19 protein-coding genes and 1 other RNA gene are annotated in these 19,008 nt (G+C 72.6%); 16 read left to right on the forward strand and 4 right to left on the reverse strand.

Features of this window, described 5'->3' with window-relative positions; all coding sequences use genetic code 11:
* Positions 1–289 precede the first annotated feature (289 nt).
* The 10 genes from AMOR_RS07540 (at position 290) to AMOR_RS07585 (ending at position 9,293) form a co-directional block, all read left to right on the forward strand.
* Positions 290–2,377 carry a cation:proton antiporter gene (locus tag AMOR_RS07540; RefSeq protein ID WP_248360191.1) on the forward strand — a complete coding sequence of 696 codons (2,088 nt, stop codon included), beginning with the start codon at positions 290–292 and terminating at the stop codon, positions 2,375–2,377.
* Between the two features lie 251 nt (positions 2,378–2,628).
* Positions 2,629–3,282 (forward strand): DUF3455 domain-containing protein, encoded by a 654-nt coding sequence (locus tag AMOR_RS07545; protein ID WP_248360193.1) that lies wholly within the window; start codon positions 2,629–2,631, stop codon positions 3,280–3,282.
* Positions 3,283–3,462: 180 nt separating this feature from the next.
* Positions 3,463–3,738: a PRC-barrel domain-containing protein gene (locus AMOR_RS07550; RefSeq protein ID WP_248360195.1), complete on the forward strand. Its 276-nt coding sequence runs from the start codon at positions 3,463–3,465 to the stop codon at positions 3,736–3,738.
* 109 nt (positions 3,739–3,847) lie between these two features.
* The gene (gene nhaA, locus AMOR_RS07555; protein WP_248360196.1) at positions 3,848–5,725 is read left to right on the forward strand and encodes a Na+/H+ antiporter NhaA; all 1,878 of its coding nucleotides are present in this window, start codon (positions 3,848–3,850) and stop codon (positions 5,723–5,725) included.
* Between the two features lie 292 nt (positions 5,726–6,017).
* Positions 6,018–6,512, forward strand: coding sequence for a hypothetical protein (locus AMOR_RS07560; RefSeq protein ID WP_248360198.1), 495 nt, complete (start codon positions 6,018–6,020; stop codon positions 6,510–6,512).
* A 194-nt stretch (positions 6,513–6,706) separates the two neighbouring features.
* Positions 6,707–7,375 (forward strand): hypothetical protein, encoded by a 669-nt coding sequence (locus AMOR_RS07565; RefSeq protein ID WP_248360200.1) that lies wholly within the window; start codon positions 6,707–6,709, stop codon positions 7,373–7,375.
* A 5-nt stretch (positions 7,376–7,380) separates the two neighbouring features.
* Entirely contained in the window at positions 7,381–7,935 is a 555-nt protein-coding gene (locus AMOR_RS07570; RefSeq protein ID WP_248360202.1) for an RNA polymerase sigma factor, read from the forward strand.
* A 220-nt stretch (positions 7,936–8,155) separates the two neighbouring features.
* Positions 8,156–8,419 (forward strand): hypothetical protein, encoded by a 264-nt coding sequence (locus AMOR_RS07575; protein WP_248360204.1) that lies wholly within the window; start codon positions 8,156–8,158, stop codon positions 8,417–8,419.
* A 295-nt stretch (positions 8,420–8,714) separates the two neighbouring features.
* Positions 8,715–9,086: a hypothetical protein gene (locus tag AMOR_RS07580; RefSeq protein ID WP_248360206.1), complete on the forward strand. Its 372-nt coding sequence runs from the start codon at positions 8,715–8,717 to the stop codon at positions 9,084–9,086.
* A gap of 9 nt (positions 9,087–9,095) precedes the next feature.
* Entirely contained in the window at positions 9,096–9,293 is a 198-nt protein-coding gene (locus AMOR_RS07585) for a hypothetical protein (RefSeq protein ID WP_248360208.1), read from the forward strand.
* A gap of 270 nt (positions 9,294–9,563) precedes the next feature.
* On the opposite strand, the gene AMOR_RS07590 is transcribed toward AMOR_RS07585, so the two are convergent.
* Both AMOR_RS07590 and AMOR_RS07595 read right to left on the reverse strand, forming a co-directional pair.
* The gene (locus AMOR_RS07590; RefSeq protein WP_248360209.1) at positions 9,564–9,944 is read right to left on the reverse strand and encodes a hypothetical protein; all 381 of its coding nucleotides are present in this window, start codon (positions 9,942–9,944) and stop codon (positions 9,564–9,566) included.
* Between the two features lie 403 nt (positions 9,945–10,347).
* Positions 10,348–11,127 carry a tetratricopeptide repeat protein gene (locus AMOR_RS07595; protein WP_248360210.1) on the reverse strand — a complete coding sequence of 260 codons (780 nt, stop codon included), beginning with the start codon at positions 11,125–11,127 and terminating at the stop codon, positions 10,348–10,350.
* 499 nt (positions 11,128–11,626) lie between these two features.
* On the opposite strand from AMOR_RS07595, the gene AMOR_RS07600 reads away from it, so the two are divergent.
* A complete protein-coding gene (locus tag AMOR_RS07600; RefSeq protein ID WP_248360211.1) occupies positions 11,627–12,415 on the forward strand; it encodes a HEAT repeat domain-containing protein in 789 nt (262 codons plus the stop codon).
* 657 nt (positions 12,416–13,072) lie between these two features.
* Positions 13,073–13,588, forward strand: coding sequence for a hypothetical protein (locus AMOR_RS07605; RefSeq protein WP_248360212.1), 516 nt, complete (start codon positions 13,073–13,075; stop codon positions 13,586–13,588).
* Positions 13,589–13,922: 334 nt separating this feature from the next.
* Here AMOR_RS07605 and rnpB read toward each other — a convergent pair.
* Positions 13,923–14,328: RNase P RNA component class A (rnpB, locus tag AMOR_RS07610), an RNA gene on the reverse strand.
* Positions 14,329–14,403: 75 nt separating this feature from the next.
* Positions 14,404–15,087, reverse strand: coding sequence for an endonuclease III (gene nth / locus AMOR_RS07615; protein ID WP_248360213.1), 684 nt, complete (start codon positions 15,085–15,087; stop codon positions 14,404–14,406).
* A gap of 28 nt (positions 15,088–15,115) precedes the next feature.
* Between nth and AMOR_RS07620 the strand changes: the two genes are divergently transcribed.
* The 4 genes from AMOR_RS07620 to AMOR_RS07635 all read left to right on the forward strand — a co-directional run bounded on the left by AMOR_RS07620 (position 15,116) and on the right by AMOR_RS07635 (position 18,857).
* Positions 15,116–16,144, forward strand: coding sequence for a threonine aldolase family protein (locus tag AMOR_RS07620; protein WP_248360214.1), 1,029 nt, complete (start codon positions 15,116–15,118; stop codon positions 16,142–16,144).
* A 69-nt stretch (positions 16,145–16,213) separates the two neighbouring features.
* Positions 16,214–16,525: a hypothetical protein gene (locus AMOR_RS07625; RefSeq protein WP_248360215.1), complete on the forward strand. Its 312-nt coding sequence runs from the start codon at positions 16,214–16,216 to the stop codon at positions 16,523–16,525.
* 73 nt (positions 16,526–16,598) lie between these two features.
* A complete protein-coding gene (locus tag AMOR_RS07630; RefSeq protein ID WP_318653855.1) occupies positions 16,599–17,603 on the forward strand; it encodes a M23 family metallopeptidase in 1,005 nt (334 codons plus the stop codon).
* Between the two features lie 192 nt (positions 17,604–17,795).
* Positions 17,796–18,857 (forward strand): hypothetical protein, encoded by a 1,062-nt coding sequence (locus tag AMOR_RS07635; protein WP_248360216.1) that lies wholly within the window; start codon positions 17,796–17,798, stop codon positions 18,855–18,857.
* The last annotated feature ends 151 nt before the right edge of the window (positions 18,858–19,008 follow it).

Consider the following 19,008-nt stretch of genomic DNA (forward strand, 5'->3'; position numbering starts at 1 on the left):
AAGGCGGCGTCGCGCCTCGCGCGTGGCCCGCGTCGAAGCCAAGTCATTCCCGCCGGATGGAACCGCCATCCAGGCGCCGTCGAGCGTCGACTGCGGCGAGCAGGCGCTTGCGCCGCTTCTTCGTTCATCGTGACTAGACGATTACCTCGGGAAGGGCGCCGCGCCGGGGACGGTGCTCGACTTGCCGACCGCGACGGAGCTAATTCGAAAGCGAGCCTTCGACATTTTCTCACGGTCCAGCCGTCGAACCGTGACGCGCGCGCACACCACCGGTGCTAAGTCGTGAGCCATGCAGGGCGCCCACCACTTCCTCCTCGCGCTCACCATCGTGCTCTGCGTCGCGGCGGTCACGACGGTCCTCTTCCAGCGCCTTCGCCAGCCGGTCGTCCTCGGCTACATCCTCGCGGGCCTCCTCGTGGGGCCGCATGTCCCGATCCCGCTCGTCGCCGACCGCGAGATCGTCCAGACTTTGTCCGAGCTCGGCGTCATCCTCCTCATGTTCGCGCTGGGGCTCGAGTTCAGCCTGCGCAAGCTCGTGAGCGTCGGCCCGACGGCAGGGGTCACCGCCGTCGTGCAGTCGAGCATCATGGTCTGGCTCGGGTTCGTCGCGGGCCGCGCGTTCGGCTGGACGACGCTCGAGAGCGTCTTCGCCGGCGCGATCGTGGCGATGTCGAGCACGACGATCATCGCCAAGGCGTTCGACGACCTCCGCGTGCGCGGCCGGCTCCGCGACCTCGTCGTCGGCGTGCTCCTCGTCGAGGACCTGTTCGCGATCCTCTTCATGGCCGTCCTCACGGCCGTGGCGACCGGGGCGGGGGTCTCACCGGGCCAGCTCGGCGCCACGCTCGGCCGGCTGGGGGCGTTCCTGGCGGTCCTGCTCGCGGCGGGGATGCTGATCGTGCCGCGCGGGATCCGGTACGTGAGCCGGCATGGCTCCCGGGAGACGCTCCTCGTCGCGAGCCTCGGCCTCTGCTTCGGGACGTCGTATCTCGCGCTCGCGGCCGGCTACTCGGTGGCCCTCGGCGCGTTCATCGCGGGATCGCTCGTCGCCGAGTCCGGGGTCGCGCCCGCCGTCGAGGACCTCGTCCGCCCGGTGCGGGACCTCTTCGCGGCCATCTTCTTCGTGTCGGTGGGGATGCTCATCGATCCGGCGCTCGTCGCGCGGCACTGGATCGCCATCGTCGTGTTCATCGGGCTCGTCGTCGCCGGGAAGTCCATCGCGGTCACGGTGGGCGCGTTCCTCACCGGTCACGGCGTCCGGACCTCGGTCCAGGCCGGCATGAGCCTCGCGCAGATAGGAGAGTTCTCGTTCATCCTCGCCGCGCTCGGCACCTCGCTCGGGGCCACGCGGGAGTTCCTCTACCCGCTCGCGGTGGCCGTCTCGGCCGTGACCACGCTCACGACGCCCTGGCTCATCGGCGGCTCGGGGCGGGTCGCCGCGTGGGTCGATCGCAAGCTGCCCCGCCGCGTCCAGACGGTGGTCTCCCTGTACGGGAGCTGGCTCGAGCAGCTCGGGGCATCACCGGGCCGCGCGACGCTCGGGACCCGCGTGCGCCGCGTCGTCCGGGCGCTGCTCGTCGACGTCGCCGCGATGACGGCGCTGGTCATCGGCACGTCGGTCGCGACGGAGCCGGCCGCGAGGTGGATCGCCGGCGCGCTCGGGATCGGGGTGCGACTCGGTCGCGTGGCGCTCTGGGCGGCGGCGGCGCTCCTCGCCGTCCCGTTCTGCGTCGGCTTGCTGCGAAACACACGAGCCCTCGGAGTCGCGGTCGCGTCGGCGGCCCTGCCCGGCGGCGAGGCGGGACGGCCCGACCTCGCCGCCGCGCCGCGCCGCGCCCTCGTCGCCGTGGTGCAGCTCGGCGCCACGATCGTCGTGCTCCTGCCCATCGTGGCCCTCACGCAGCCCTTCCTTCCCGGCGCGCCCGGGGCGGCCGTCGTCGCCACGGCGATCATCGTGCTCGGGATTGCCTTCTGGCGCAGCGCCGCGAACCTGCAGGGCCACGTCCGCGCCGGCGCGCAGGTGATCGTCGAGTCGCTCGCGAAGCAGGGGGCGTCCGGCGCTCACGGCGACGCGCTCACCGGATTCCGCGCGATGTTCCCCGGCCTCGGCGAGCCCGTGGCGGCGCGGCTGCGGCCAGGGAGCGCCGCCGTGGGAAGGTCGCTGTCCGAGCTGGGCATTCGCGGCAAGACCGGCGCCTCCGTGCTCGCGATCTCGCGCCCGGACGGTTCGGTCCTCGTGCCCGCCGCCGACGAGCGGCTCCGGGAAGGCGACGTCGTCGCGCTCTCGGGGACGCACGACGCCATCGATTCGGCGCGGGAGCTCCTGGACGCCGAGCTGCTGTCGAGCACCGGGGCCGACGCGGTAGCGCGCGCGTAGCGCACCTCACGAGCGCCCGGCCGATGGCGTGAGCCCAGGGCGACACCGCCGCGCCTGCGGGCAATACGCACCAGGGACGCGGCGGTTACCGGAAGAGACGGCGGGGATTGCTCCCGGGACCTGCGGGCGCTGCCGCCCTTGCCGTGTGCTCCCTCCGGCGGTGCCTGTATCCGACCGCCGCCCGCGCCGTACTTACGGAGCGGCTCGCGGTCCACGCGAACATGCGAATGGAATCGGGCAATGGTGCCCCAATGCTCGTCGAGAGACAGAGGTCAGCAATGAGAAGCAGGGTTCTTTTCCGTGATTCAGCCGGGCTCACGCTGTTCCTGATCGGCGCCGTCGCGGTCTCGCTGCCGCGCGCCGCGCACGCCGACGACGTCACACCGCCGGACGTGCCCCACGACCTCCAGGTGCCAGTGGGGAACACGGCGTTCCTCGTGGGCCACGCCGACGGTACCCAGAACTACGTCTGCCTTCCCTCGAGCTCTGGCTTCGCCTGGACGCTCTTCACGCCCCAGGCCACCCTGTTCGACGACCAGGACAAGGAGCTCATCACCCACTTCTTCAGCCCCAATCCGTCCGAGAACGGCACGATTCGCGCCACGTGGCAGCACTCGCGTGACGCGAGCACCGTCTGGGCCGCGGCGATCAACAACCCTGTCTTCGTCACGAAGGGTGCGGTTCCGTGGCTCCTGCTCCAGGTTCCGCCGAATGGAACTCGAGAAGGACCGACCGGCGGCGCCACGCTGGCCGGGACGACCTTCATCCAGCGCGTGAATACGCATGGAGGGGTCGCAGCGCCGGCGGACTGTGCCTCGTCATCGGACGTCGGCAAGAAGGCGTTCGTGCCGTACACGGCCGACTACTTCTTCTACAAGGCCGCCAGCGCGTCCGACGGCCAGTAGAGGCTCGGGTCGCCTCGGGGGATGGCTCCCCCGAGGCGACGTCGTGCCCGATCCGTCGCCGCGCCGGCGCCGCCACTCGAACCGAGTGCGGCCGGGACCCCATCTGGCACGCCTCCTCTCCCGATCACCGCCTCTACACGAGGAGGGCGCGCCGGCGAGCGGTCGCGCACGGGAGGCGCGATGGCGAGCGAGCGGCAGTGGCAGGAGAGCATCCGGGCCGGGTTCCAGGTCTTCGACCGCGATGGTGGCGAGGAGTTCGGCGCCGTCCGCGACGTCTGTCCGGAGGGCCGCCTGGAGCTTCTGGTCAACATCGAGAACGGCGGCGATCACTGCATCCCGCTCGACGCGATCGTCGACGTCCACTCCGAGAAGGTGATCGTCGACGCGACGCGGCTCGACCCGGCCGTGCGGCACGCCATTGCGCACGCCCACGACGGCGAGCGCCCGGGGCTGTGAGGCTGGCGGCCGCTCCTCCGTCCTCCCGGGTCACACGCGGTCGTCACCGTCGACATGAGACCCGGGATCCGCCCCACTCGAATGGCGCTGCCGTGAAACCGGGTCGGTCATGGCTCACGACGAACCTTCCAGCGCGAAGCTCCGGCTCTTGCGCGCCGTCGACCCGGATCGCGACCACATCCGCGGCGTGCGGAGCGACGAAGCCGTCGTCGTCGTAGCGTACGAGGACTTCCTCTGTCCCTATTGCCGGCGGCTGCGCCCGGTGTTCCGGCGGCTTCGGGGAGCGCTCGGCGATCGGCTCGTCTACGTGTTTCGGCACTTTCCGAACGAGCGCGCGCACCCCGGGGCCGAGCTCGCAGCCCGAGCGTCGGAGGCGGCCGCCCGACAGGGGCGCTTCTTCGAGATGCAGGACCGGCTCTTCGCCCGGGAGCCTCCGATCGGCGAGGCGGATCTCGTCGAGGACGCGCGTGCGATCGGACTCGACGTCGAGCGCTTCGCGCGCGACCTCGAGGGCGACGGGGTGCGCGCGCGGGTCGAGCAGGACCTCGCCGACGGGCGCAGGAACGGCGTGACGGGGACGCCGACGCTGTTCGTCGACGGGGTCCGCTACGACGGCGCGTGGGACTTTCACTCGATGCTGGAGGCGCTCGAACGTCCGGTCGCGGCGCGCGTGAACCGCTCGGCGCGCGTGTTCGCGAGCCTGCCGACGTCGGCGGGGCTCGTGCTCCTCGTCACCGCCGTGCTCGCGCTCGTGTGCGCGAACACCGCCATCGCGCCGCTCTACGACCGGATCATGAGCGCGAACGTCGCGGTGGGTCCGATCGGCAGCCAGCTGTCGCTCACGGTGCGTGACTGGTTCTCCGAGGGCCTGCTCGCCGTCTTCTTCCTGCTCGTCGGCCTCGAGATCCGGCGCGAGATGACGACGGGCGCCCTCGCGGACTGGCGCGCCGCCATCCTGCCCATCCTCGCGGCGCTGGGCGGCGTGGTGGCGCCGGCGCTGATCTACCTCGCGTTCAATCGCGGACCTGCCTTCCGCGGGTGGGCCATCCCCACGGCCACGGACATCGCGTTCACGCTCGGGCTGCTGGCGGTCCTCGGCGATCGGATCCCGGTGGGCCTTCGCGCCTTCGTGGCCGCCCTCGCCGTCGTCGACGACATCCTCTCGGTCCTCACGCTCGCGATCTTCTATCCGCGCTCCTTCGCGCCGTCGTTCACGTTCGCGGTGCTCGGCGCGTCCCTGATGCTGATCGCGTTCAATCGCGCGCGCGTCTACGCGGCCTGGCCGTACGTCGTGGTGAGCCTCGTGCTCTGGGCGTCCCTCCACGCGCTCGGCGTCCACGCGGCGCTCGCGGGCGTGCTCCTCGCGATGTGCCTGCCGACGCGCCCGGCACCGAGGGCGGGCCCGCTGCTCGCACAGGCCGCGACCGCGCTCGCGTCGCTCGACGACGCAGAGGCGCAGGCGCGGCGCGAAGGCCGTGACGACGCGCGACTCGAGCAGGAGCCGGTGTGGGAATGGGCGGCTCGCAATCTCTCGGCGGCGAGCGCACGCCTCGCGTCGCCCGCCGAGCGCATCGAACGCGCCGTGGCGCCCTGGAGCGCGTACGTCATCCTGCCCGCCTTCGCGTTCTCGGCGACCGGCGTGAGCCTGAGGGCCGATTTCTCGTCGCAAGACGCCGGTCGGATCTTCGCGGGGATCGCGGTCGGGCTCGTCGTCGGAAAGCCGCTCGGAATCCTCCTCGCGTCCGGCGTCGCGATCGCGAGGCGGCTCGCGATCCCGCCGGAAGGGGTGACGCTCCGCCACTTCGTCGGCGCGGCCTGCCTGTGCGGCATCGGCGACACCGTGGCGCTGCTCATGGCCGACCGCGCGTTGTCGCCCGCCGATGCACCGGTCGCGAAGCTCGCGGTGCTCGCGGGATCGGGGATCGCAGGAATCCTCGGGACGCTCGTGCTCCAGCGTCGGACGGTCCCGCGGACGCCGGCGCCGTGAGCCGACACGACAGCCGCACCTCGGTAGTCCCGGAGCCGCGCCGTCTGCGCGTTCGGCGCTCACTCCGACGACCTCGCACCTCGGAGGGGCTTCATCGGAGCGTACGGCCAGGACCCACCGTCGAGTAGGGATTTCCCCTGACCTCGCGCCGGCATGGCGCGGCCGGGTCACACGGCTTCACCGTGAGCGAATGCTGCGCGCCGACGCCCCCGAGGAGTCGGCGCCGTCTCCACGACGCCGGGCCGATGCTTCCACTCACCCACGGACGAGCGGGCGCGAGGCGAGTGGAGCCATGCGGGGCACGCTCAGGATGATGGCGGCTGCGATCGCGCTCATGCTCCCCATGGCGTGCGCGAAGACCGACGATTACTTCGTCCCCGACGAATGGGAGACTCCTGGGCTGCCGCCAGCGTGGACCTCCGATTTCGAGGTCGCGCTCCAGACGGCCGTCGAGATGGCGCCCGGGCCGGTCCCCGACGCATGGGTCGAGGGCGGCACCGTGCACTTCTCCGACGTCCTCTACGACCCGGCACTCGCGGGTGAGTGGACGGGCGGGAGCTGCCTGCCGATGACGCCGGAGTTTCTCGTGGCGCTCACGTACCCGAGCCCGCCGCAGCCCGGTGCTCCCCGCTACCCGTTCCAGCACATCGAGCAGACGGCCCTGGCACACGAGCTCGGGCACTACCTCTGGACACGCCTCGGGCTGCGCAACGCCGACCACCCACCGGAATTCCAGGCGTGGTGGGCGCAGGTGGACGCGGAGACTGCCCGTAGACTGGGTAGATAGTCGGCCCGTAGACCTCCACCGGATCATCGGCAGGCGCGGTGCCGCGCGACCCGCGTGATCACGACGGTTTTCACCGAGCCTGGCGGGCGCGCTGCCCAGGCGCTCCCCGCGGGCCCGGCCCCGCTCCGAAGAAAAGCGCTGCCTCACGTGAAGGTCTTGCTCCGCCGCGGCACCAACGTGGCAGAGAGGTGGTCATGGCGGGTTGCGAGTCCTTCGAGATCGCCATCGAGATGGCGCGTCACGGCGCGCTCGGGGAGCCGGAGCGCACGGCCCTCGGGCGCCACCTCTCCGGCTGCGCATCCTGCCGGGCATTCGAGGAGTCGTCCCGGCGAGCGGAGGGAGTCATGTCGGAGCTCACCGGCGAGGCGTTGCGACAGGTGGACTGGGACCGGGTGGAGCGCGGGATCCGCCGGCGGATGGCGGAGAACGTGGTGCGGATGGCCGTGGGCGCGGTGGTCTGCGTCGCGGTGATGGGGGTGCTCGTCCTGCTCGACCCCGAGGGGCAGCGGCTCGCGAGCGCCTCCGCGGTCGCGCCGGCGATCGCGGGGATCTTCCTGGCGGTGATGGGGCTCGTCGGCTGGAACGCGTGGCGCACCGCCCGTCTCCCGACGCGTGGCGAGGTGCTGGCCTACCAGCGCCGGATCACCGCGCGGAGCCTGGCCATCCTCTCCCGCACGCGCTGGCTCGTGCTGGCGGTCGCCGCGCTCGAGGCGGTGCGCGCCTTGGAGGGGCCGGACCTGCCGCACACGGTGATCCGGCTCTACGTCGCCGTGATCCTCGCCGCGATCTTCGGGTACGCGACCTGGTTCCGCCTGCCGCGGCTCCGCCGGGAGCTGGCGGACCTCGGCCCGGCGGAGCGGTAGGCGCGATGGCCTCGAGGCTCCCCGCGCTGGACGCAGCGGCCGAGGCCGCCCTGCTGGCCGAGGTGCGTCGGCCGGCGGGGCGGGACGCCGCCTTCCGCGCGCTCTTCGAGGCCTACCGTGCGCCGGTGCTGGCGCTCTGCCTCCATCTCACCGGCTCCCGCACCGACGCCGAGGACGCCATGCAGGAGGTCTTCCTCGCGGTGCACTCGGCCCTGCCGCGCTTCCGCGGCGAGGCTCGCCTCACCACCTGGATCTACCGGATCGCGCTCCGGACGGCGCTCCGGACGCGGGCGCGCCGACGCCCGTCCGAGCCGCTCGATCCGGAGACGCCGGGCGGCGGCGGCGAGGAGGCGATGCGGGCGCGACTGGAGGCCCGGCACCTCGCGGCCGCCCTGGCGCGCCTCCCCGCGGAGCAGCGCGCCGTGCTCTCCCTCTTCGCGCTCGACGGCCTCGGCCACCGCGAGATCGCCGACATCCTGGGCGTGCCGGAGGGGACGGTCTGGTCTCGCCTCCACGGCGCGCGGAAGCGGCTAGCGGCGGAGCTGGGGCGCGAGCGCTGAGGAGCGCGCGCTAACCCTGGTCACGTACAAAGGCCGGAGCCGCCCTGTAAGCCGGCGTCGCCCAGCGTGGCCACGCCTGACCACTCGGCGTGGTCACGCAGCGTCATCCCGGGCGCCTGGCGCGCGGCGTGACCTCGCCCGCCCCCGCCAGGAGGGCGGCTCCGGCCGCCGCCTGGGCAGGGTTTGGGCAGGCTCTCACCTCTGGTGTTAGGCTCCCGGAGTGAACAAGATGGTCCTCGGGTTCCTGGTCGTCTCGGGTCTCCTCAGCATCCTGTGCTGGCGAGCCCTCTGGCGCGGCAACGACCACATCGTGATCAAGGTGGTCTGGGCCCTCCTGGCGGCGGTTCCTGGTCTGGGCGCGCTCCTCTTTGCCGTCCTACACGATCCTCCGCCGGTTCAGCCGGAGATCGACCGCGCTGCGGGCGGCGACTGGGACATCGTCCCGAACGCGTCAGCCAGGCACCACACTGGGCACGACGCGTAGGTCCTATCGCCGTCCGATGCTCGGGAAGATGTGGGGCCGGCGCTCCACGCTTCCCATCGGGATCGGCGCGGCCGGAGAAAGGGGCATGCCGACCTCCCGCAGAGGCGCAACGCGCCGCCTCCCGCCGAAAATGGCGCCCGCAGCACGGGTCCGCGCACGCCCGAGGGGCGCGTGCGGTCGTCGGCGAGCCGGACCACGCACGGCCTGAACAGCGTGCGGCTGTTGCTCGCGAACGAGGACGTCGAGGAGTACCGGCAGCACCTCGACGACCGCACGCGGGGTACAGTGCCTCTCCGTGAAGCTCGACTTCATCGAGACCGGGGCGCCGGCTTGCCCCCTCCTTCGCCTCGCATACGCGGACCCGGCGACGGTGACGCAGTTGATCCAAGTCCTGCGGCGGGTGGGGCCCACCCCCGTTGCCCTCGACGGCGCCGCAGGTGTCGAGCCTGTCAGCGGGGTCCGGTTGCACGTTTCCGAGGGCAAGGCGGACCTCGGCGTGCGTAGAGTCGAGAACGAGAGCTTCTCCTGGGTGATGGATCACGAGGGCTGGCTCCAGGTCATCGATCTCCTGGCGCCCTTCGCCGAGCCGAAGACGAGCGGGAACGGGTTCCAGTACCTGAGCCAAGGCGGCGTCGCGGTCATCATCTCGACCGACGGCCACTGGTAGGCGAGCGCGATGAAGGACTTCTCGGTCAGCGAACTCGCGCGGTGGACGAGCCTCTTGCTCGGGATCGGCCTGGCGCTCGTCTATCTCAAGACGTCAACGGCGATGAAGTCCGCGACGTGCGGCACGGTGGCGACCACGACGCCCAGCGCGAGCGAGATCCAGACCCAGCGGTCGTCACGCAAGCTCGGCCCCATAGCGTCCGGCTAGAGCGTCGAGCCCAGGCACAGGAGACGCCGGGCGCGCACCTGCGGCCCGTTCTCGTGCGACTCGGGCTGGAACGGCTCGCCGCTGACCCGCGTGCTTGGTACTGCGTGACGCGCCACACCTTCGCTTCATAGTAAGTGATGAGCGCGGTCCAACATCTACCCCGCCGCCGCTGCGATGCTTAGGTCGCAGGCCTCGCGCTCAACGCGGGGCTTTTCGTTCCCCTGTTCGCCGCAGGTCACTGCGTGGGGCTCGGCATGTCTACTTCGTGCTTCAACGACGCGTTCCGGTGAGGGGACCGTAGGCGAACGACTCGCTACCGTTGTGCGCGAGCAAGTCCAATTCGATCCGGTCGAACCGGTACGAGCCGGTGATGAGGACGCGCACGCCCGACGAATCCGTCTCCTCGAACTGAAGATAGTTGTCGTCGCGGAATCCCTTCACCGGGATGTCCATGTAACCACACGTGAGTGTCCCGGAAAGCCCGTTCGCCTGCCCGGTGATTTCGAGCGTCCCTGAACACGCGTACGCGGGGCCGTCGACCGGAGCGAAGTCGACCTGCCACGTCCCGGCGGATTCGTCGTCTGGTGTGTTGCTGCATCCAGCGAGCGACGCGCCGGCGCAGAGCGATGCGAGCAGAACGATATGCTTCATGGCCCCCTCTTCCTCAGGCTGGAGGCCTGGACTGTACACGTTCTGCGTCTAGGGGAATCGCTGCGGTGGATTAACGATGAGTGCGTCCGGACCCTCCCGTAAGGCAGACCAACGCACAGAAGAGAGCCGCGGAAGAGCAAATACGGTGCGGCGCCCAGCCTCGCTGGAGTGGACCGGGAACGTGGCGTCGAGCTCGACTCGCCGGCGGAGATGGGCAGCCGGTTAACTTGGCGTCCTGTGCTCGGGGGCCTTCCCGTACAGCGGAAGGCTACGTCGACTGCGCCGCCGGAGCGAGTTCCCCCAGTGCGACCGCTCACCGGGGAAAGCCGCGGGCGGGGTCGCTAGCTCCGGGGCTTGATCGTGCCCGCCGTCTCTCGCGGGCCCGCGATCCTCGGCAGCCGCCTCACGGGCTCGGCGGCAGCGGCCGCAACTTGCGTGCGCTCGTCTGGCCTCGCGCGGTGCGGGCACGGTCGTGCGCGGCGCGCGCCTCGTCGCGCCGCCCATTCCGCTCGTAGAACCGGGCCAGCTCTTCCCAGCCCTGCGCACGCTCAGGCCGCGCCGCCGCGAGCGCGCAGTACTCCGCGTCCGCCTCGCGGATCCGGCCGGCGGTCTCGTACAGGGCAGCGAGGCGGCCGCGCGCGAACGTGTCCTTCGGGCGCGCGTCGCGTACGCGCTCGAGCTCACGGATCGCCTCGTCCGCCCAGCCGAGCCGCTCGAGCGCCAGCGCGCGGCGGAGTCGCACGTCGGGATCGTCCGCCAGCTCCAGCGCCTTCGCGTAGGCCGCCGCGGCGCCCGCGTCGTCGCCGCGGAATTCGGCGAGCCACGCTGACAGGACCTGACCACGCGCGCCCGGCGCGCGGACGCCCGCGAGGAGTGCCGCAGCACGGTCGACATCGCTCCCGTTCGAAAGGAGGATGTCCGCGAACTCCAGCCGCGCGTCGTCGTACGCCGGCGCCGTCGCGAGGGCGGACTCGAGTTGCGCCCCCGCGCCCGCGACGTCGCCCTCGGCCCGCAGCCTGCGGGCCCGCGCGACCCGCTCGCTGGGCGGCGGCGGCGGCCAGGCGGAATCCATCGTGGGCGGTGCGGGCGCAGCGGGCGTCGCGGCGAGCGCGCCGGCCGTCGCGCAGGCGGCGAGGCACGCCGCGAGCACCGTCCGTGCGAGGGCGAGCACACCGCGTCTCATCAAGCGCATGATAGGCGACGCCGCACGCCGTGGTTTTCGCGGCCCCGAGCGGGTCGGGATCGCGAGCGCCCATGCGACGCTCGAGCTCGCGCACTCGCTGCGAAGCGAACGTGTGGCGGGTGAACAAAGGCCGGAGCCGCCCTGTGAGCCGGGGTCGCCCAGCGTGGCCACGCCTGACCGCACGGCGTGGTCACGCGCTGTCATCCCGGGCGCCTGGCGCGCGGCGTGACCTCGCGGGGGATCGCCGGGTGGGCGGCTCCGATCGGCGGCTGGGCAGGGTTTGGGCAGGCGCTCCTGCCCTACTTCGCTGGAGCGGCCAGGGCATCGGCGAGGCACGCCTGGATCGTCTTCTTGGCGTCCGCGTCCACCTGGGAGTTGCGCTGCCCCTCGGGTAGGTCCGCCTCGATCTTCCTGACCTTGGCCCCCTCGTCTCCGGAGGATGGTTTCGTTCGTTTCGGCGCCGATGATGGCACACGCCGTTCGGGGTAAGTTGACCAACGTGCCCAAGAACGCTGATAGCGGGCGTAGGTCTCGAAAGGCCGAACGAAGTGACTTCGATAAGGGAGTCACCGTTCTCCTCGCCTCCGCGCCCTCATCCAGGATACGGCGCGACTATGATCGTGGACTGCGGCTCCTGCGCAACGAGAGCATCCGCTCGTTTGCGACGCTGATCAGGGCTCTCCCGCACCTGCGCGGTCTCGCTGGGTGGACGGCGATCCGGCTGCTCGAACGGCGTGGCCGACGTATCGCCTCGGCACTCGTCCCGATTCTCACGCTGGCGGACAACCCGATAGCCGCCGAGGCTTCCAAGGTTCTGGCGAACATCGGTGGTGCGCGGGCTCGGCGCGGTTGCATTCGCCTGCTGGAGAGCGATGCGCCGAAGTCAGCGAGATACGCGGCGACCCACGCGCTCGCGTTCATGCGCGACGACGAGGCCGCACGGACCGTCGTGGCACTCGTTGTTGATCAGCATGAGGACCCGGAGATTCGGGGGCAGGCTGCCGAGGGGCTCGACTACTTCGGTCGGGAAGGCGGTCCTCACCGACGTCTTGCCATTCGGACGGCACTTCGCGGGCTCGGCGATCCCTCGCCCGTCGTCCGCTTCTGGTGCGCGTTCGCACTGGGTGCCATGAGGCACAAGCCAGCGATCCCGACGCTCAGGAAGCTCGCTCGCCGGGACAAGGCGGTCTGTCCAGGTTGGTGGCGGGTCTGCGACGAGGCCGCGGATGCGATTGCGGTCATCGAGGGCCGACTTCCGCCCGACCGAACTCCACTGCCGCGATCATGACCCGCCGCCTCCCACCGAGACCGGGCCGGCCGGACAATGGGGGCATGGCTTCGACGCCCCGCGCCGAGGCGCAGCGCACCGCATCCCGCCGAAACGGCGCCCGCACCGCGGGTCCGCGCTCGCCTGCGGGCCGCCTGCGGTCGTCGGTCAACCGGACCACGCACGGCCTGAACAGCGTTCGCCTGCTGCTCGCGACCGAGGACGCGCGGGAGTATCGGGAGCGCCTCTCCGAAGTGGGTCCAGTTTCGCCGTCACGAACCTGAACGTCCCTGCGTCGGCGGTGGGTCGCGGCGGGCCGGCATCTGGCTGTACCCCGGGTCCTGGGGCAGCGACGACCTGCTTCGTCAACGCTTCGGCGCCGGGCATGTACGAGTTCGACCTGACCGCGCCCGGGTACGGAGTCGCTCATGTAGCACTCGACGTCCCTCGGCCAACCGGGTAGGCGATAGCTGCGCGCCGCGCGGCGCTCAGCGAGCGCCCGAGGGTCGCGATCTGGGGCCAAGAGCGGCCCTCGGCGCGTGGGCGGGGCGACGATGATATCGGGCGTGGACCAGCCTCCCCAGATGGCGGTTGACTCGAAGTGCCTCTCATACGGAGCAAGAGGCGCTGCGGCGGAGCCGGCAAAGGTCAGGGGTAGACTGAAGGCCGGGGGGACGGATGCAGCGGATCTACGCTTTCGCGATCGCCGCCGGCGTCTTGGCCGTGGCCGGGGTGGCGTGGCTTCGGGAAGACGCGCACCGCGCGCATCGGTTCTGGGACGCCGTGCTCCCGACGCTCCGTTTCGTTCGAGAAGAACTGCGAGGCAAGTCCGGCGACCCGCAGAAGCCGTGCTGGGACCCGGAGAGCACCTGCTACGTCTCGTGGAAGGCCGGCACGTACCCCGCTTCTCTCGCGCCAGGAGTTACCAGCGCGATGATCGGCGATCCGAAGAGTAGCGAGATCGTGGTGGGGAAGACGAAGGCGCAGCTGCGCGCCAAGTTCGGCCTGGATCTCATCACGACGGAATACGAGTCGGAGCGTGGGGCGTACTTCCGGATCTGTCGAGAGTACGAGGACGTTACCTTTGACCGGAAGTATCGCCGTGTACTCTTCGTGGATAGTGGTTCTTGGCCTTGGATGATTGTTCTTGGGGGCGACACGGCGACCGACCTCGTGTTGCTAAAGGGCTGTTAGGGAACGATGCCAGACGCGTGGTCGGGGCTCGGTCTTCCGCCGCATGATCGACAGGCGTGGCACCGCGCGACGCGGCACACCTTCGCCTCTCAGTGGATGGCCTTCGGCGGGAACATCTGGCGGCTCTCCCGGATCCTCGGGCACGCCTCGATCGCGCTGACGGACCGGCACTACGCCCACCTCGTCCGCGGCCGGTTCACGGACGAGGACCGCGTGCGGCTCGCCGTCGACCTCGGGCCGTTGGACGGCGCGACCGTCCTGAAGATCGGTGCACGTTCGGTCCACGGGCGCCGGGGTGAGGCCACCCACGCCGAGCGAGATGTCAGAACAAAAAGGCCGGAGCCGTCCTGTAAGCCGGGTTCTGTCCCGCAGGTTTCCCCGCGGCGGCGAACATTCCTCTCGGACGCGCGTTGCCGCGCGCCTCCAGCGAGCCATACCCGGAGGCCTGGACCGGGCCGATCCCTCCGACCGCTCGCGCGGGCGGAACGCCTCCCTATTTGCTCTTGCACCAGGTGGGGTTTGCCGTGCCGCGCCGGTCACCCGGCGCGCGGTGCGCTCTTACCGCACCGTTTCACCCTTGCCACGCGCACCTCGCGATGCCGTTCGGCGGTCTGTTCTCTGTGGCACTGTCCTGCGGGTCACCCCGACCGGTCGTTGACCGGCACCCTGCCCTGTGGTGCCCGGACTTTCCTCGGCGGCCCCCGGAAATGCAGGGACGACGCGTTCGCCCGGACGGCTCCGGCACGTCGGATGTAACACGCCGTACCGGCACCGGCAAACGTCGTCTCCGGAGCCCTCGGAGGCCCCTACCGCGGTCACCGCCGGATCACCTTCGGCACCCCGCGCTTCGGGCAGAGGTCCTCCACGGGACACCGCGAGCACGCCGGCGCGCGCGCGATGCAGGTCCGCCGCCCGTGCCAGACGAAGAGCTGGTGCGCCTTCCCCCACCGCTCCTCCGGGACGAGCGCCTCCAGGTCCCGCTCGACGCGGTCCGGATCCTCCTCGCTCGTGAGGCCGAGGCGGCGCGAGACGCGGCCGACGTGCGTGTCCACCGGGAACGCGTGCGCCGCGCCGAGGTGGACGAGGACGACCCCTGCGGTCTTCCGCCCGACGCCGGGGAGCGCCTCGAGCCCCTCGCGCGTCCGCGGCACGCGCCCGCCGTGCTCCGCCGCGATCGCCCGCGCCGCCGCGACGATCGCCTTCGCCTTGTTCCGGTAGAGGCCGAGGCTGCGGATGTACGGCCAGAGGTCCTCCGGCCGAGCGGCCGCGTACGCCGTCGCGTCCGCGAACCGCGCGAACAGCGCGGGCGTGACCTTGTTCACGCCGACGTCGGTGGACTGCGCGGAGAGGATGACCGAGACGAGCAGCTGGAGGTCGTCGCCGAACTCGAGCGCGATCTTCACCTCGGGCATGGCGCGCTCGAGCCGGTCGACGATCTCGACCGCCCGCGCCCTCGCCTCTCGGGACGGGGCGCGCCTCCTCGAAGCTCGCGCGGGCATCGCGGCCGCGATGCTATACCAGCCAGCCATGAAGACCATCGACCTCCGCTCGGACACGGTGACCCGGCCCACGGCGGCCATGCGCGAGGCGATGGCGCGCGCCGAGGTGGGCGACGACGTCTACGGCGAGGACCCGACCGTGAACCGGCTCCAGGAGCGGGTCGCGGGGCTCCTCGGAAAGGAGGCGGCGCTCTTCGTGCCGAGCGGCACGATGGCGAACCAGCTCTGCCTCGGCGTCCTCACGCGCCCCGGCGACGAGATCGTCTGCGATCACGGCGCACACTGCATCTCGTTCGAGACCGGCGCGCTCTCCGCGCTCTGGGGCGTACAGGCCCGCACCGTCGTGGCGGAGCGCGGCCTCCTCGAGCCCGCCCAGGTCGAGGCGGCGATCCGGCCGGAGGGCGACCCGTACCCGCGCACGCGCGTCCTCGAGCTCGAGAACACCCACAACCGGGGCGGCGGCGCGGTGTACCCGCTCGACCGGATCCGCGCCCTCGCCGCCGTCGCGGAGCGGCGCGGCCTCGCCGTCCACCTCGACGGCGCGCGGCTCTGGAACGCGTGCGCAGCGTCCGGCCTCCGCCCCGCGGACTATGCCGCGAGCGCGACGACGGTCTCCGTCTGCCTCTCGAAGGGGCTCGGCGCGCCCGTCGGCTCGGTGATCTCCTCGACGAAGGCGCTCATCGCGGATGCGCGCAGGCTCCGCAAGCGGCTCGGCGGCGGGATGCGCCAGGTCGGGATCCTCGCCGCGGCGGGCCTGTACGCGCTCGACCACCACGTCGAGCGGCTCGGCGAGGACCACGCGAACGCGCGCCGCCTCGCGGAGGGGCTCGGCGCGCTTCGCGGCGCGAGCCTCCCGCTGCCCGTCGAGACGAACCTCGTCTTCGTCGCGTTCGAGGGCCGGAGTGCGGCCGACCTCTCGCGCCGCCTCGCCGCCGAGGGCGTGCTCGCGAACCCGGAGGGCTCGCGCCCCGACATGCTCCGCTTCGTGACCCACCTGGACGTCTCGCGCGCCGACGTGGACGAGGCGCTCCGGATCGCGGCCCGCGTCCTCGCCTGACGCCGCAGCGACCGCACCCGGCCGGCGCCCTCCTCGACCGCCGGGCCGCCGCCCGTGTACGCTCGCGCGATGAACCTCCTCGCCCTGGTCGGCGCGCTCGTCCTCGGCGGCCTGCCGTACCCGCCGCCCCGCCTCGTCGTGCCGACGGACGCCACGAAGTGCGATACGGGCACCATCCTCTCGGTGGACGCGCAGCGCTCCGAGCTGCGCATGAACACGCCCGCGGGACCGATCGTGTACCGCGTCGGACCGGACGTGCAGGTCTTCTCCGCGGACGGCAAGCCCGCGGGGTCCCTGTCCGCGCTGTCCGCCGGCCAGCGCGCCCGCGTGTACTACGTGATCGACGACGGCGCGCGCGTCGCCGAGATCGACCTGCAGTAGCGGTGACGCGACGCCAGGAGGACCGGGCGCGGCGCGCAGCCGGCGCGCGCCCCCGTGCTACGATCCGAAGCCCGTGCCGGCGCGGAACACCTCCACCCACCTCGCCCTGACGCTCGCGGCGGCGCTCGCGGCCGGCTGCGCCGGCTCGCGGCCCAAGATGAGCTTCGCCGAGGCGGGGCTCGCGGGCCCGGCGACGCCGCCGAGGGAGACGCCGCCGCTCGCGGTGCCCGCCGAGCCGACGGAGCCGGACGGCCTGGCCCTGCCGCCCGTCGCCGTCCCCGCGCCCGAGTCCATCGCGACCGAGCGCCCCGACGGCCCACCCATCGACGCGGCGCTGGTCCGGTTCGCAGCCGAGGCGCGCTCGCGCCGCGGGCGGCCCGGGCCGGCGCACGCCTTCCCGGAGGACGCCGCCTCCGCGTGGCAGGCGCTCCTCGGCGAGCTGGACGGCTACCTCGCCCGCGCGCTCCCGCAGACGCCGCTCCTCGAGCTCGTCCGCGCGCGCGTCACCGTCGAGGCGGAGTGGGACTACGACGGCCGGCGCTTCGGCGTCGCGCCCGCGCCGCTCGCCGCCGCGGTGGCAGCGCGCGTCCGCCGGCTCGCGATCCGGATCGACACCGCGCGCGCGCTCGGCCTCGGCCTGTTCACCCGGCCGCCGCCGTCGCGGCTGCGCTGGCCGGTCGAGGACGCGGGGCTCTCCTCGGTGTTCGGCGTCCGCGTCGACCCGCTCACCGGCGAGCGGCGCCAGCACGCCGGGATCGATCTCGCCGCGGACAAGGGCAGGGTCGTCTCCGCCGCGGCGGCGGGCTGGGTCGTCCGCGCCGGGTTCACCGGCGGTTACGGGCTCCTCGTCGAGGTCCGCCACCCCGGCGACGTGACGACCCGCTACGGCCATCTGTCCGCGATCCTGTGCGCGCCGGGCGACGCGGTCGACCCCGGCCAGCCGCTCGGGCTCGTGGGACGGACGGGCCGCGCCACCGGCCCGCACCTGCACTTCGAGGTCTGGAAGGGCGGCGTCGCCGAGGATCCCCTGACCTGGCTCGGGCTCGGCGCGATTCACGCGGCGTCCGGCGGGAAGTGACCGCGCCGCCGCGGCGGCCGCGGACGAAAAAAAGCGCCCTGGAGAGCTCCAGGGCGCCGATCCCTCACCCTCCCCCGGGATCCTTCGCGCGGCTCGTGAGCCGCCGTGGCAAGCTTCCCGATCAAACATCGTCCGCGCGGCCGGGTCAAACGAGCGGGGCGCGCGCCTCGGAGCGTGATCGTGATCGAAATCATGGCAGCGACGTCGGCGCTCGTGCTTGCCGCGGTCGTCGACGTCCCTGCGGGCGGCGACGTGGCGCAGGCGATCGCCAGCGCGCGTGCGGGTGACGTCATCCGGCTCGGGCCCGGCGAGCACCATGCCTCCCTCGGGCGGCGCCATGGTCCGCTGCGGATCGAGGGCGCCGGGGTCGGCGTCACGGAGGTGATCGCGCCGGAGGGGGAGGACGCGCTCGTCGTCGAGGCGGGCGAGGTCGAGCTCGCCGGCCTCGCGCTCCGCGCCGGCCGCGCGCGATCGGCGCTGAAGGTGCTCGGCGGCCGCGCCGTCGTCGAGGACGCGGTGCTCGCCGGCGGCGAGGTCGGCGCGTTCGTGCAGGGCGGCGGGCTCGAGGGGCGGCGGGTCGACCTGTTCGGGCGGTACGCGCTGCTCGCGCGCGAGAGCCGGGTCGACCTCACCGGGGGCACCGCGCGCGGCGACCTGGCGGGTGTCGCGCTCCTCTCCGGCGCGCTCGTGCTGCGGCGGTTCGCGGTGACGGGGCGGGCGGAGGAGGCGGGGATCACGATCGCGGGCGGCGAGGCCGAGCTCGACGACGTCGTCGTGCGCAGCCCGGGGCCGTCCGGGATCGCGGTGACCGGCGCGGGCGTCCTGCGCGCCTCCGCGGTCGACGTCGCCGGCGCGACCGAGGTGCACGTGTCGCCGGCCGCCGACGTGGAGGCGATCCTCGGCGACTGCCTGCACGTCCGGCGCGGCACGGCCGCACTCTCGGCGGCGACCCTCACCGGGTGCGGTGGCGCCGCGGTCGAGGCCTCGGGTGGAAGCGTGACGCTCCGCGGCGTGGACGCCGTCGGGGGCGAGGCCGGCTGCCTGGTGCTCGTCGACGCCGCCCGGGCCGAGCTGGTCGGCAACGTGTGCTCGGGCCGTGGCCCGTCGGTCGTCGCGGCGAGCGGCGCGCAGGCCGTCGCGCGGATGAACCGGTGGCGGACGGACCCGGTGCTGTGGGTGGACTGCGGCTCCGGTGCGCGCGTGACGCTCGGACGCGGCGAGCGGGTCGCGGAGCCCTGCCGCCCCGGCCGCTGAACCGCCGCCCGGCCTGCCCTCGACAAACGCCTCCGCGCGTGACAGCCTGCCCAGCAAATTGCGGTGGATCGGCCCGTTCCCGGCGATCCGCCCGGCGCCCGGCGCGCCGGCCGCGGGCCCCTCCGGCCCCGGCGCCGAGGAGGATCGCGCG

Origin of the sequence: Anaeromyxobacter oryzae, assembly GCF_023169945.1 — a bacterium.
Taxonomy (GTDB): domain Bacteria; phylum Myxococcota; class Myxococcia; order Myxococcales; family Anaeromyxobacteraceae; genus Anaeromyxobacter; species Anaeromyxobacter oryzae.